Raw genomic sequence first — 12,202 nt, 5'->3', positions numbered from 1 at the left:
GATCACCGTCATCATAACTGGGGACCATCTTGAAGAGCCAATCAGTCGACTCTTCACCTAACCACGTTCGAATACGTCGGACGGATTGAAATACGATCCAGAGCACGGATCTCTCAGGCCGGCAACAAACTTGCCAGGTACCGTCCGTAGCCACTCTTTAGCAGCGGTGCCGCCAACTCCGACAGTTGCGCGTTCGTGATCCAGCCGGCACGCCAGGCGATCTCCTCGATGCACCCCACTTTGAAGCCCTGACGGTCCTCAATAACGCGCACATACTCGGATGCCTGCATCATCGACTCGAACGTTCCGGTATCCAGCCACGCTGTTCCCCGGTCGAGAACCTGAACGTGCAGGGTGCCCTGTTCGAGGTATCGCTCATTGACCGTGCTGATTTCAAGTTCCCCGCGGGCGCTCGGCTCGATTGTCTTGGCGATCGCGACCACGGAGTTGTCGTAGAAATAGAGTCCGGGAACCGCGTAGTTGCTTTTCGGCTTTGCTGGCTTCTCTTCGATGGAGATAGCCGTCATCGACTCGTCGAACTCGACAACGCCGTACGCTGTGGGATTACTGACGTGGTACGCGAAGATGCGCGCACCCTCGATCTCGGCATTTCCCCGAAGCGCAGACCCAAGGCCCGCACCGTGGAAAATATTGTCGCCGAGCACGAGAGCAACGCTCTCATCTCCAATGAATTCCTCGCCGATAATGAAGGCCTGCGCGAGCCCGTCGGGAGACGGCTGCACAGCGTACTCAATTCGGATACCGAGGTCTGAACCGTCGCCCAGCAGCGCACGAAACTGCTCGTTGTACTCGGGGGTCGTGATGATGAGAATCTCTTTGATATCCGCCATCATCAACGTCGACAAGGGGTAGTAGATCATGGGCTTGTCGTAAATGGGCATGAGCTGCTTTGAGATGCCCTTGGTGATGGGCCACAGGCGCGTGCCCGACCCGCCAGCGAGAATGATTCCGCGCATTTATTTATTTCCTGTCATTCAGTGAGTCGTAGTAGGCCCGGGCAGCGTCCCAGGTGGGCAGGATCCCGGCGGCTGCAGCAGCGGCCAGCCCGGGCGCCTCGGTGTCCTTCGGAGACAGGAGCAACTCACCAGCTTCGGGCGGGAAGACCAGACCAATTTCCGGGTCCAGCGGGTTGATGCCGTGCTCGCGTCCGGGGCTGAACGTGCTGTTCACGAGGTAGCTCACCGTGGCGTTCTCGGTGAGCGCCACAAAGCAGTGCCCAATACCTTCAGAGATGTAGACAGCACGGCGATCGGTGTCGTCAAGGAGGACGCTGTCCCACTGGCCGTACGTGGGCGAACCCACGCGAATGTCAACGATGTAGTCGAGCACGGCGCCGTGCACAGCTGTGACATATTTGGCCTGGCTCGGCGGGATGTCGGCGAAGTGGATGCCTCGCACGGATCCACGCTTCGACACTGACGTGTTGGCCTGAGCGAGGCTGAGTGGATGCCCGATCACGGCCTCCAGTTTGTCGAATCGGTACCACTCGAGGAAGACTCCCCGGTCGTCTCCGAACTGCTTCGGGGTGATCTCATAGGAGTCTGGGATGGAGAGTTCGCGAATCTGCACGTTGGGAAGTCTACCAATCGGCTTCCGGTAGAATCGCGGAGGCCATTGAAGCGAACGGAACGGTTACCCCTATATGAAGATTCTCGTCACCGGCGGCGCCGGTTTCATCGGCTCGAACTTTGTGCGTCGAACCATCGAAGACAAATACCCGGGCCTCGAAGGCGCCGAAGTTGTGGTGCTCGACGCTCTCACCTACTCGGGCAACCTCGAGAACCTGGCTCCGATTGCCGACTCCCCGCGCTACAGCTTTGTACACGGTGACATTCGCGACGGCGCTCTGCTCGACACCCTGTTCCCGGGCATCGACGCCGTGGTGCACTTTGCCGCCGAATCGCACGTTGACCGGAGCGTGCGCGACGCCTCCATCTTTGTGGAGACCAACGTGCTCGGCACGCAGCAGCTGCTCGATGCTGCCCTGCGCAACAACCTCAAGCGTTTCGTGCACGTGTCCACAGACGAGGTCTACGGCTCCATCGCCGAGGGCTCGTGGAACGAAGAGCGCGCCCTTGAGCCGAACTCCCCCTACTCCGCGTCGAAGGCCGGCAGCGACCTGCTTGCGCGCAGCTACCACCGCACCCACGGCCTCAACGTGTCGATCACGCGCTGCTCGAACAACTACGGCCCGTACCACTTTCCCGAAAAGGTCATCCCGCTGTTCGTCAGCAACCTGATCGACGACCTGCACGTTCCCCTCTACGGCGAGGGCAACAACATTCGCGACTGGCTGCACGTTGACGACCACACCCGCGCCATTGCCATGGTGCTCGTGAACGGCCGCGCCGGCGAGATCTACAACATTGGTGGCGGCACCGAGCTCACCAACAAAGAGCTCACGCAGATGCTGCTCGACTCCACCGGCAAGGACTGGTCGTACGTGGACCGCGTCGCCGACCGCCTCGGCCACGACCTGCGCTACTCGGTGGACATCTCCAAGATCCAGGCCGAGCTGGGCTACGCGCCCGAGGTCCCCTTTGAACAGGGCCTCGCCGACGTGGTGCAGTGGTACCGCGACAACCGCAGCTGGTGGGAGCCGCTCAAGGCCCGCGCCGCACTCAACTAGCCTCACCGCTGACTCCGCTTTCACGGTACTTTCGCATGGGGTGGAACGAAATTTTCACTGTTTAGAGGAGCTTCATGAAGTATTTGATCACCGGCGCATCGGGCATGCTCGGCCGCGACCTACAGACGGCGCTGGCCGGCCACACAGTGACCGCGCTGGCCCGCGAAAACCTCGACGTGACCGACCTTGACGCCGTGACGGCCGCGGTTGAGGGTCAAGACGTGGTGATCAACGCTGCGGCGTACACGAAGGTGGACGACGCCGAAACACACGAAGACGCCGCGTATGCCGTGAACGCCGTGGGTGCCAAGAATTTGGCGATCGCGGCATCCGTTGCCGGTGTTCGCATGGTTCAGGTGTCCACCGACTACGTGTTCAACGGCAGCGCCACCACGCCCTACGCCGAGAACACCCCCCGTGACCCGATCAGCGCCTACGGTCGCACCAAGGCCGCCGGCGAGGAGTTTGTGCTCGCACACAACGCTCCGGCGTCCTACATTGTGCGCACCGCGTGGCTCTACGGCCAGCATGGTCCCAACTTCGCCAAAACCATGCTGCGCCTGGCCGCCACGCACGACACGGTGAGCGTGGTCAACGACCAGTTTGGCCAGCCCACCTGGACCAGCGACCTCGCGGCCCAAATTGTCTACCTTCTCGACGCGGATGCCCCGGCCGGCATTTATCACGGCACCAACGCCGGCAAGACCAGCTGGTTCGACTTCGCTCGAGCCGTCTTCGTGTCGGCAGGCCTGGACCCGGAACGCGTGCTCCCCACGGATGCGGCCGGCTTTGTGCGCCCAGCCCCCCGCCCCGCGTACTCGGTTCTCGGTCACGACGCCTGGCGTGCCGCCGGCCTCGAGCCCATGCGCCCCTGGCAGGAGGCCCTCACCGCGGCCGCCGCCGAGGGAGCATTCACAAACGAATGATCACCCTCCGTGTTGTCGTTGATCAAATGGTGGCGCCTGTTCCCGGCGGCGTGGGCCGCTACACCGAGGAACTCACCCGTGCGCTCATTGCCACGGCACCGGCCGGGTGTGAGGTCGAGGGCATTGTCTCCTCGTCTCCGCCCGACCAGTACGAGGCGATTGACGCCGCATTACCGGGCCTGGTGTCACTGACGAAAACGACGCTGGCCCGGCGCGAGCTTGCTGTGGCGTGGAGCCTCGGTGTCACGGCGTCCACGGGAACAGGCATGATTCACGCGCCGAGCCTGCTGGCACCGCTTCGCCGCCACGACCGGCAGAGCGACGGCACACAGATTGCCCTGACTATTCACGACGTACTCGCGTGGACGCATCCGGAATCGCTCACGCCCACGACCGTGGGCTGGACGAAGGCCATGGTGAAGCGCGCACGCAAGCACGCGGACGCCGTGGTGGTGCCGAGCCACGCGGTTGCGCAGCAGCTGGCCGAGATCATGGACTTCGGAGACCGCATACGCGTCATTGGCGGCGCCGTGGGCAGCGGTCTGATGCTGCCCACCGACTCGCTGGTGTCGGGCCGCGTGGCCGCTCTCGGGCTGCCGGAGGAATACATTGCCGCCACAGGCACGCTCGACCCCCGCAAGGGCATCACCGCGCTCATCACCGCGATGGGACTCCCCGGCGCGCCGGACCTGCCACTGATCGTGATCGGACCGGACACGTGGGGCGAGCTCAATATCGCCTCGGTAGCCGAAGAGGCCGGTCTCGAGCCGGGCCGAGTGCGCGCCATGTCGGGGCTGAGCGACGAAGACCTCGCCATCGTCATCGCGCGAGCCTCCGTGTTCGCCTACCCGAGCCTCGAAGAAGGCTTCGCGCTGCCCATCATTGAGGCCTTCCACCTGGGCACGCCGGTTGTGCACTCCGACGCGCCCGCGCTGGTGGAAGCCGCCGGCGACGCTGGTGTGGTGGTGGAGAGAGCGGATGCCGACGGTTACTCCGAGCGCTTGGCCGCAGCACTGTCGCGTGTGCTGGGCGACACCGAGCTGAATCAGCGCCTGCGTATCTTTGGCAGCGACCGCTCCCGCGCCTTCTCGTGGCGGGACTCAGCCGAGCGCGTCTGGCAGCTGCACGCCGACCTCTAGCCCGCCCGCACTTCCGCTGGTCGAGCAGTGCCCGCCCGCACGTCCGCTGGTCGAGCAGTGCCCGCCAGGGCGCGTGTCGAGACCCCCCGGTAGCAGTGACTACTGCGACGGAGCCGCCGTAGCAGGCGCCAGAGCCGCATCGATGAGCACCTTGATCGCCGCGTAGTCGGGGTTCTCCGGGTCGACCCCGTTTTCCGGAATGAGCGGCACCGCCGTCACCGGGAACGTCTTCGTCTTCGACGCCAGATTTACAAAGTAGCCCAACATGCCCTGCGGGACATCGGTTTTCACCACCTGCGTGCCAGCCTCAGCCACGGCCTGAAACTTGGTGAGCACATTCGCCGGGTTCGCCTGCGCGAGCAGTGCTTCCTGCATCTGCGTCTGGCGCTGCATGCGGTCGTAGTCGCTGGTTCCGTGCCGCGAGCGGGCGAACCAGAGCGCGTGGTAGCCATCCATGTGCTGCGGGCCGGGCTCGAACCAGAAAAGCACCTTCGTGAACGTGTCGTCGGTGTGCACCGGAACCCGGTTCTGCACGGTGATGTCGATGCCACCCAGCGCATCGATCAGGTCGGAGAACCCCTGCATGTCGATCAGCACAAAGTACTGAATCGTCAGTCCGGTGATGCCCTGAGCCGCCTCGATGGTGGCCTGAATTCCGGGGCTGCGTCCCTGCGCCGTGGCGTCGGGGTACAGGAAGGCGCGTTTGAGCTCGGCCTCCGTGAACACGGAGTTGAGCTGACAGGCATCCGTGTCACAGCCGTCGATGGCCCCGTACCCCTCGGGATACAGTGCACCGAGCGCCGAGCCGTCGGAGAACGGTGCATCCTGAAGGTTGCGGGGCAAGCTGATGGTGGTGGCCTGGCCGGTCGTGGCATCGACGCTCACCACCGAGATGCTGTCGGGGCGCAGCCCGTTGCGGTCGGCTCCGGCGTCGCCGCCCATCAGCAGCACGTTGTACCGGCCATTGACGGGCGGCTCCGTGGGTCCGGCCACGAACACGTCGGACAGAAAACCGCTCGCGGTGGTGGCAACGTAGGCGCCATACCCGGCGCCCCCCACCACAAAAAGCATGACGGCGGTCGTCAGCACGGCAATGACCGGCCGCGCCCCCGGTGCGGCGCGCACCAATCGCACGAGTCGGAGCGTGTCGAGGGTGAGCATCAGCCACACCACGCCGTAGAACGCCAGCGCAAGCGCCGCCGCCCAGAGTCCAACGTTATTGGTGAAGACGGTGAGGACCACCTCCGGCCACAGCACGTACGCGGCAACCGTCACCGCGGCGAGCGCGATAAACGTGAGTGTGGCTCCCAGACCGAACCGCCCCAGCCGGCGATTACCGGCCAGCACCTGCACCGAGCCGGGCAGTGCCACATTCAGCGCCACGAGCCACCAGGCTCGCTTGGTCATGGTGTGCGTCGATCCAACGTCCGGGTAGCGAATGGGGTTGGTTATCTGGCTCATAGGCGCGCCTGCAAGTCGCGGTTCTTTTGCTTGGCCTGCTCGTGCAGGCTGCCCATGAACTCTTCCAGCTTCACCCGCAGCGTGTCGTCGACGGTGGCCAGAATCTTCACGGCCAGCAACCCGGCGTTGCGTGCGCCTCCAATCGACACCGTTGCCACGGGCACGCCGGCCGGCATCTGCACAATCGACAACAGCGAGTCCATGCCGTCGAGCAGGCCAAGCGGCACGGGAACGCCCACTACGGGCAGCGTCGTCACCGCGGCCAGCATTCCGGGCAGATGCGCCGCCCCACCGGCTCCGGCAATGATCACGCGCAGGCCACGCTCGTGCGCGGTCTCCCCGTAGGCGATCATCTCGTGCGGTGTGCGATGAGCCGACACCACCTGCACCTCACACGCCACACCGAAGTCACGCAGCACCTGCACCGCAGCGCTCATCACGGTGAAATCCGAGTCCGAGCCCATGACCACTCCCACGAGCGGGGTCTCCGAAACGGCAGGATCAGCTGGCGTGGGCGCGTCTGACGCGGAGTTGTCTAGCACGGAGTCGATCCTATGGCTCAGTCCTGCAAAAATGCCGCAGTGGCGCGCGCGTGGTACATCACGTCGTCGAGATCGTCGCCGCCCACGGTCACGTGTCCCACCTTTCGACCGGGCCGGCTGGCCTTGCCGTAGTTGTGTACCTTCGCAAGCGGATGCTCCACCATCGCCACCGAATACCGGTCACCCATCGTGCCCTCGGCTGGTCCCCCGAACACATTGACCATGACCGACCAGGTGTCTCGTGTTCCGGTCGCACCCAGCGGAAGATCCAGCACCGCGCGCAGGTGCTGCTCGAACTGGCTCGTGGTGGATCCGTCGATGGACCAGTGACCGCTGTTATGCGGACGCATGGCCAGCTCATTCACGAGCAAACGATCATCCGTTGTCTCAAACAGCTCGACGGCGAGCACGCCCGTAACCCCGATGCCCTCAGCCACGGCAATGGCGATGTCGGCGGCAACGTCGGAGAGACGCCCGACCGAACCGGGCGCGGGCGCGGTGACTTCGGCGCACACTCCCCCGCGCTGCACCGTTTCCACCACCGGCCAGAGAGCGATCTCGCCGGAGGGACGGCGCGCCACCACCTGGGCGAGTTCGCGGCGAAACTCCACGAGTTCTTCCACGAGCAGAGCGCCGCCGTTGGCGTCTTCGGCGAGCGCCGTGAACCAATCGTCGGCTTCTCGCTCGTGCGACACCACCCGCACGCCCTTGCCGTCGTAGCCACCGCGGGCGGTCTTCACGACCGCGCGACCGCCGTGCGCGGCCAGAAACGCCCCGAGCTGCTCGGCGTTCTCCACGGCCGCCCAGTCGGGAACCGGCAGTCCCAGCTCGGTGAGCCGCGCCCGCATCAGCAGCTTGTCCTGCGCGTAGAGCAGCGCGTCAGGGCCCGGATGCACCTCGATCCCGCGGCGCACCAGCTCGCGCAGAATCTCCTGTGGCACATGCTCGTGGTCGAACGTGATCACATCCACGGTCTCGGCAAACGCCAGAACAGTATCGAGGTCGCGGTAGTCGCCCACGGCGGTTGCGGCGAGCTCGGCCGACATCCGTTCCTGCTCGGCGAGCACCCGCAGGTCGATTCCGAGCGCCACGGCAGCGGGAATCATCATTCGGGCCAGCTGGCCACCGCCAATAACACCAACGGTCAAAGCCATGTGTTCACCATTTTCTTCACAGACGTTCATCCAAACGGGGCAATTCTCAGGTTGTGCATTCACGCTGGTCATAGACTGCGATCTGCCCGTACGCCGGTGGCAATTGTACGATCGACGGATGGATGAGTGTGACAGTCACGATCAACCGTAGCCGCCTCCTGAGCCTCGCAACCCAGGTCGGCAAGTTTGGCGCGGTCGGTCTGGTGGGTTTTGCCGTTGACATGACCGTTTTCCTGCTGCTGCGCACCACCGTCTTCACACCGGAGAACGTGTCTGCCGGTCCCATTTACGCCAAGATCGTCTCCACCTCGCTCGCCATTGCGACCAACTGGGTTGGCAACCGGTACTGGACCTTCGGTCAGCACCGCCAGAGCCGTGCCGTGCGCGAGGGCCTCGAATTCTTAGCCGTCAGCCTCGTGGGCATGGGAATCGGCATCGCCTGCCTGTGGGTGAGCCACTACGTGCTCGGCTATACGAGTGTCCTCGCCGACAACATCTCGTCCAACGTCATTGGGCTCGCCCTCGGCTCCATCTTTCGTTTTGTGCTCTACCGCTACTGGGTCTTTTCACCCACCCGCCGCGCTGCCGCCGCCGAGGTGGAGGCCGACCTGCAGGCATCCGAACCCACACTCCTCGAGCTGGAGGCGTTGGAACTGCGCGCCATTCGGCTGCAGGAATCCGAACGCCGCTAACCCCCGCCGTGAACTAGGAGCGGCCCCAACCGCTTGTTTCGGGCGAGAGCGCCCACTGCTCCTGCCGACTGGTGCCGATCATGCTGCGCGACTCGTGCATGAGGTCGTTGAGCACCTGCTGCACGAGTTCGGCATTCGGAATATCACTGATCACAAGCGGATGCTTCAGGCCGGTATTAATGCTCACCGTGCCTGATCGCCACAACGATTGCAACCAGGTCTGGCGCACCGTCACCTCGTAGCCGCGGCTGTGCACGAGTTCTTGCCGGGTGCGCACGAAGAAGCCGCGGCGAAAGATGATGCGCCGGGTGGTGACCGTGTAGCGGTGAGTGAGCCAGAATGCGAGCGGGAGTAGCCACCCCACGAGGATGACGAGCGCCGCGCCCAGCAGGAGGAGTGTGTTCTGCCACGGTTCCGGCAGGTTGCCGGCGTAAAACCCGGTCACGGCGCACACCGCGAACAGCAGGATGGTGGGCCAGAACAGCACCCGAACGTGCGGACGAATGCGCGCAACGACCTTCTCTGGTGCCGGGGCATACAGTGGCATCGGCCCGGTGTCGCCGCCGTCCGTTTTCTTCTTCTTACTCATCGCGCGTTGCCCATCACTCTATTAATACCTCAGGTGGGTGACATCACCGGCGGCGACAGCCTGAACCTCGCCATCGGCGTGGTTCAGCACCACGAGGCGGCCATCCTCGTCAATGGACTGTGCCGTGCCGATCACGTCGGTGCCGCCGGGCAGCTCCACGCGAACGACGGCGCCGAGAGTTCCGCAGAGTTCGTTCACGGTGTCGTGCAGGCCACTTTTCTGCGGATCACCGTCGGCCGCCAGGAGCGCCGCATAGAGCGCCGTGAACCGGGTGAGGTAGCGGGCCAAAACCTCGTCCGTAACCGGTGCGGTGCCGGTGACCAGAAGCAGGGAGGTGGAGGTGAGCGTGGGCAGGTCGTGCTCGGAGAGCGAGAGGTTCACGCCGGTGCCGATGACCATGCCGCGGGCATCCGGGAGCAGCTCGCTGAGCACCCCGGACACCTTGTAGCCGTCGATCAGCACGTCATTAGGCCACTTCAGGGTGACCTCGTGAGTGGGCGGCTGGTTCTCGGGATCCGTCGCGGGGGCTGTGGTGGCCGCGGTGGCCCGCCCCGCGACGGTGTGGTGTGCGGGAATGCTGTCGCGCACGGCCTGTGTCATGGCGGCGCCGGCCAGAAGAGGAAACCAGCCCAGCCGATGCGACGGAAGCGGCACGCCGCCGGGGAGCTCCGGGCGCAGCAGCACCGAAATGGCGAGGGACTTGCCGGTGGGCGCGAGCCAGGTACGGCCCAGTCGGCCCCGGCCCTGAGTCTGGTTGTCGGTAACGACAACCGACAGGTCGGGCCAAGCGGAGGCATCCGCTCCCGTTGCGTGCTGCACGAGAACGTCGTTGGTGGAACCGGCCTCGGTAACGAACTCGAAGCGGGCAACGACCGGTTGGCTGAGCGGAAACTCCATACGCACTCCTTGATTGTGGCGAGCGGAGGCCCAGGTTCGGCCTCGCTACGTCGCTAGTTCAGGATATTCTCCCCCAACGGCCCACAGACACGCGTGTCGCGGCGTAAAGGAGCCCAATCTCCTGAATTAGCGACGGGGGCAGGGGAACCAACCAGCGAAACAGCGGTTCTTTGTGGAGAATCGTCAACGCGCCCCGATGGGGGCTGGCCGGTAGAGTAAAACGGTGACTGACAAGACGCCCCTGCCGGGCCCCGACCTGTACACGACGGCTGGAAAGCTCGCCGACCTCAAGCTGCGTTATCACGAGGCCGTGACCGCCAGTGGGGCCGCCGCCGTGGAGAAGCAACACGCCAAGGGCAAGATGACTGCCCGGGAGCGCATCGACCAGCTGCTCGACCAGGGCTCGTTCGTCGAACTGGACGAGTTTGTGCGCCACCGCACCGTGGCGTTTGGCATGGAGAAGAAGCGGCCCTACGGCGACGCCGTGGTCACCGGCACCGGCACCATCCACGGACGCCAGGTGGCCGTGTACTCGCAGGACTTCACCATCTTCGGCGGATCGCTCGGCGAGGTGGCCGGCGAGAAGATCATCAAGGTGATGGACCTGGCCCTGAAGACCGGCGTCCCCATCGTGGGAATCCTCGACTCCGGCGGAGCCCGCATTCAGGAGGGCGTCGTGGCCCTCGGCAAGTACGGCGAGATCTTCCGTCGCAATACGGCCGCCTCCGGCGTCATCCCGCAGATCTCGATCATCTGTGGCCCGGCCGCGGGTGGCGCGGTGTACTCACCGGCCCTCACCGACTTCGTGATCATGGTGGACAAGACCAGCCAAATGTTCGTCACCGGACCCGACGTGATCAAGACCGTCACCGGTGAAGACGTGGGCATGGAGGAACTCGGCGGTGCCCTCACGCACAACAAGGTCTCCGGTGTCTCGCACTATCTCGCGAGTGACGAGGCCGACGCGCTGGACTTCGCGCGCACCCTGCTGAGCTACCTTCCCGACAACAACCTCGCCGAGCTGCCGGTCTTCGACAGCGATGTCGAGCTTGAGACCACGGATGCCGACCTCAAGCTCAACTTCATCATCCCCGATTCCACGAACCAGCCGTACGACGTGAAGACCGTTATTTCCCACATTGTGGACAACGGCGACTTTCTCGAGACGCAGCCGCTGTTCGCCCCGAACATTGTGGTGGGTTTCGCCCGCGTGGAGGGCCGTTCCATCGGCATCGTGGCCAACCAGCCGAGCGCCATGGCGGGAACCCTCAACATTGAGGCCGGCGAGAAGGCCAGCCGTTTCGTGCGGTTCTGTGACGCGTTCTCGATTCCGATTCTCACCCTCGTGGATGTTCCGGGTTTTCTGCCCGGAACCGACCAGGAGTGGACCGGCATCATTCGCCGCGGAGCCAAGCTGCTCTACGCCTACGCCGAGGCCACCGTGCCGCTCGTTACGGTGATTCTGCGGAAGGCCTACGGCGGAGCGTACATCGTGATGGGTTCCAAGCAGCTCGGAGCCGACATTAACCTGGCCTGGCCCACCGCGGAAATCGCTGTGATGGGTGGCCAGGGTGCCGTGAACATTCTTTACCGCGCCGAGATCAAGCAGGCCGAGGCCAACGGCGAAGATGTGGCTGCGGTGCGCACGCGCCTCGCGAACGAATACACCTACAACGTGGCGAGCCCGTTCCTGGCTGCGGAGCGCGGTGAGCTCGACGGAGTGATCGAACCGGCCGCTACCCGCGTGGCGGTCACCAAGGCCCTGCGTGCGCTGCGCACCAAGCGCGCCACGCTCCCAGCCAAGAAGCACGGGAACATCCCGCTGTAGGGCACCATGACAGACACTCAGACGCACACCCCGCCTCCGGCGGCTGTCGCACCGCCCGCCCGCGCGGAATTTGACCCGTCCGACGTTATCTTCCTCACTCCGGGCGTCAGCGACACCGAGGCCTCCGCCGTGATCGCTATTCTTCGTGGTCTGCTGCGCGAGGAGTCGGATGAACGGCGCTCCGCACCGGGCCACGGCCAGAGCGCCTGGCAGCGAAACCAGCGCTCCGTTCGTTCGCCGATCACCCCTGGGCCGGGCAGCTGGCGGAGTTTTTCCGGCTAAATGCGCGTGTCCCCCTAAATGCCGACTGTGCTTTCTTGTGAA

The 12,202-nt window shown here is 64.6% G+C and carries 13 protein-coding genes; 6 read left to right on the top strand and 7 right to left on the bottom strand.

Annotated elements, in window-relative coordinates; genetic code table 11:
* Positions 1–113: 113 nt before the first annotated feature.
* The gene (rfbA, locus tag H4V99_RS03405; RefSeq protein WP_280675532.1) at positions 114–977 is read right to left on the bottom strand and encodes a glucose-1-phosphate thymidylyltransferase RfbA; all 864 of its coding nucleotides are present in this window, start codon (positions 975–977) and stop codon (positions 114–116) included.
* Positions 978–981: 4 nt separating this feature from the next.
* Entirely contained in the window at positions 982–1,590 is a 609-nt protein-coding gene (rfbC, locus tag H4V99_RS03400) for a dTDP-4-dehydrorhamnose 3,5-epimerase (protein WP_280675531.1), read from the bottom strand.
* Between the two features lie 73 nt (positions 1,591–1,663).
* Between rfbC and rfbB the strand changes: the two genes are divergently transcribed.
* The 3 genes from rfbB (at position 1,664) to H4V99_RS03385 (ending at position 4,715) form a co-directional block, all read left to right on the top strand.
* Complete coding sequence (gene rfbB, locus H4V99_RS03395; protein ID WP_280675530.1) at positions 1,664–2,650, top strand: dTDP-glucose 4,6-dehydratase; 987 nt, start codon at positions 1,664–1,666, stop codon at positions 2,648–2,650.
* A 74-nt stretch (positions 2,651–2,724) separates the two neighbouring features.
* On the top strand, positions 2,725–3,576 hold the full coding sequence (rfbD, locus tag H4V99_RS03390; protein ID WP_280675529.1) for a dTDP-4-dehydrorhamnose reductase: 852 nt from the start codon (positions 2,725–2,727) through the stop codon (positions 3,574–3,576).
* A complete protein-coding gene (locus tag H4V99_RS03385) occupies positions 3,573–4,715 on the top strand; it encodes a glycosyltransferase family 1 protein (RefSeq protein ID WP_280675527.1) in 1,143 nt (380 codons plus the stop codon). Before rfbD ends, H4V99_RS03385 begins: the two co-directional genes overlap by 4 nt.
* A 99-nt stretch (positions 4,716–4,814) precedes the next feature.
* Here the strand turns inward: H4V99_RS03385 and H4V99_RS03380 are convergent, their stop codons facing one another.
* From H4V99_RS03380 to H4V99_RS03370, 3 genes are all read right to left on the bottom strand, one after another.
* Entirely contained in the window at positions 4,815–6,176 is a 1,362-nt protein-coding gene (locus H4V99_RS03380; protein ID WP_280675525.1) for an LCP family protein, read from the bottom strand.
* A complete protein-coding gene (gene purE / locus H4V99_RS03375; protein WP_280679932.1) occupies positions 6,173–6,640 on the bottom strand; it encodes a 5-(carboxyamino)imidazole ribonucleotide mutase in 468 nt (155 codons plus the stop codon). Before purE ends, H4V99_RS03380 begins: the two co-directional genes overlap by 4 nt.
* Positions 6,641–6,735: 95 nt before the next feature.
* A complete protein-coding gene (locus H4V99_RS03370) occupies positions 6,736–7,902 on the bottom strand; it encodes a 5-(carboxyamino)imidazole ribonucleotide synthase (RefSeq protein ID WP_280675523.1) in 1,167 nt (388 codons plus the stop codon).
* Between the two features lie 98 nt (positions 7,903–8,000).
* Between H4V99_RS03370 and H4V99_RS03365 the strand changes: the two genes are divergently transcribed.
* Entirely contained in the window at positions 8,001–8,564 is a 564-nt protein-coding gene (locus tag H4V99_RS03365) for a GtrA family protein (RefSeq protein ID WP_280675521.1), read from the top strand.
* Positions 8,565–8,577: 13 nt separating this feature from the next.
* Here the strand turns inward: H4V99_RS03365 and H4V99_RS03360 are convergent, their stop codons facing one another.
* On the bottom strand, positions 8,578–9,153 hold the full coding sequence (locus H4V99_RS03360) for a PH domain-containing protein (protein ID WP_280675519.1): 576 nt from the start codon (positions 9,151–9,153) through the stop codon (positions 8,578–8,580).
* A gap of 21 nt (positions 9,154–9,174) precedes the next feature.
* Positions 9,175–10,050, bottom strand: coding sequence for a biotin--[acetyl-CoA-carboxylase] ligase (locus H4V99_RS03355; protein WP_280675517.1), 876 nt, complete (start codon positions 10,048–10,050; stop codon positions 9,175–9,177).
* A 223-nt stretch (positions 10,051–10,273) separates the two neighbouring features.
* Here H4V99_RS03355 and H4V99_RS03350 point away from each other — a divergent pair, with 223 nt between their 5' ends.
* Positions 10,274–11,878 (top strand): acyl-CoA carboxylase subunit beta, encoded by a 1,605-nt coding sequence (locus H4V99_RS03350; protein ID WP_280675515.1) that lies wholly within the window; start codon positions 10,274–10,276, stop codon positions 11,876–11,878.
* 6 nt (positions 11,879–11,884) lie between these two features.
* Positions 11,885–12,160 (top strand): acyl-CoA carboxylase subunit epsilon, encoded by a 276-nt coding sequence (locus H4V99_RS03345; RefSeq protein ID WP_280675513.1) that lies wholly within the window; start codon positions 11,885–11,887, stop codon positions 12,158–12,160.
* The last annotated feature ends 42 nt before the right edge of the window (positions 12,161–12,202 follow it).

Source organism: Cryobacterium sp. CG_9.6, assembly GCF_029893365.1.
In the GTDB taxonomy this organism is placed as follows: Bacteria; Actinomycetota; Actinomycetes; order Actinomycetales; family Microbacteriaceae; genus Cryobacterium.
The sequence above is the reverse complement of the archived record's forward strand: the minus strand, read 5'-3'. Positions and strand labels throughout refer to the sequence as shown.

Bases quoted from the DNA above. Each gene is read 5' to 3' on its own strand.
- rfbA (WP_280675532.1), bottom strand. From the start codon at position 977: ATGCGCGGAATCATTCTCGCTGGCGGGTCGGGCACGCGCCTGTGGCCC.
- H4V99_RS03345 (WP_280675513.1), top strand. From the start codon at position 11,885: ATGACAGACACTCAGACGCACACCCCGCCTCCGGCGGCTGTCGCACCG.
- rfbB (WP_280675530.1), top strand. From the start codon at position 1,664: ATGAAGATTCTCGTCACCGGCGGCGCCGGTTTCATCGGCTCGAACTTT.
- H4V99_RS03380 (WP_280675525.1), bottom strand. From the start codon at position 6,176: ATGAGCCAGATAACCAACCCCATTCGCTACCCGGACGTTGGATCGACG.
- purE (WP_280679932.1), bottom strand. From the start codon at position 6,640: ATGGGCTCGGACTCGGATTTCACCGTGATGAGCGCTGCGGTGCAGGTG.
- H4V99_RS03360 (WP_280675519.1), bottom strand. From the start codon at position 9,153: ATGAGTAAGAAGAAGAAAACGGACGGCGGCGACACCGGGCCGATGCCA.
- H4V99_RS03355 (WP_280675517.1), bottom strand. From the start codon at position 10,050: ATGGAGTTTCCGCTCAGCCAACCGGTCGTTGCCCGCTTCGAGTTCGTT.
- rfbD (WP_280675529.1), top strand. From the start codon at position 2,725: ATGAAGTATTTGATCACCGGCGCATCGGGCATGCTCGGCCGCGACCTA.
- H4V99_RS03370 (WP_280675523.1), bottom strand. From the start codon at position 7,902: ATGAACGTCTGTGAAGAAAATGGTGAACACATGGCTTTGACCGTTGGT.
- H4V99_RS03385 (WP_280675527.1), top strand. From the start codon at position 3,573: ATGATCACCCTCCGTGTTGTCGTTGATCAAATGGTGGCGCCTGTTCCC.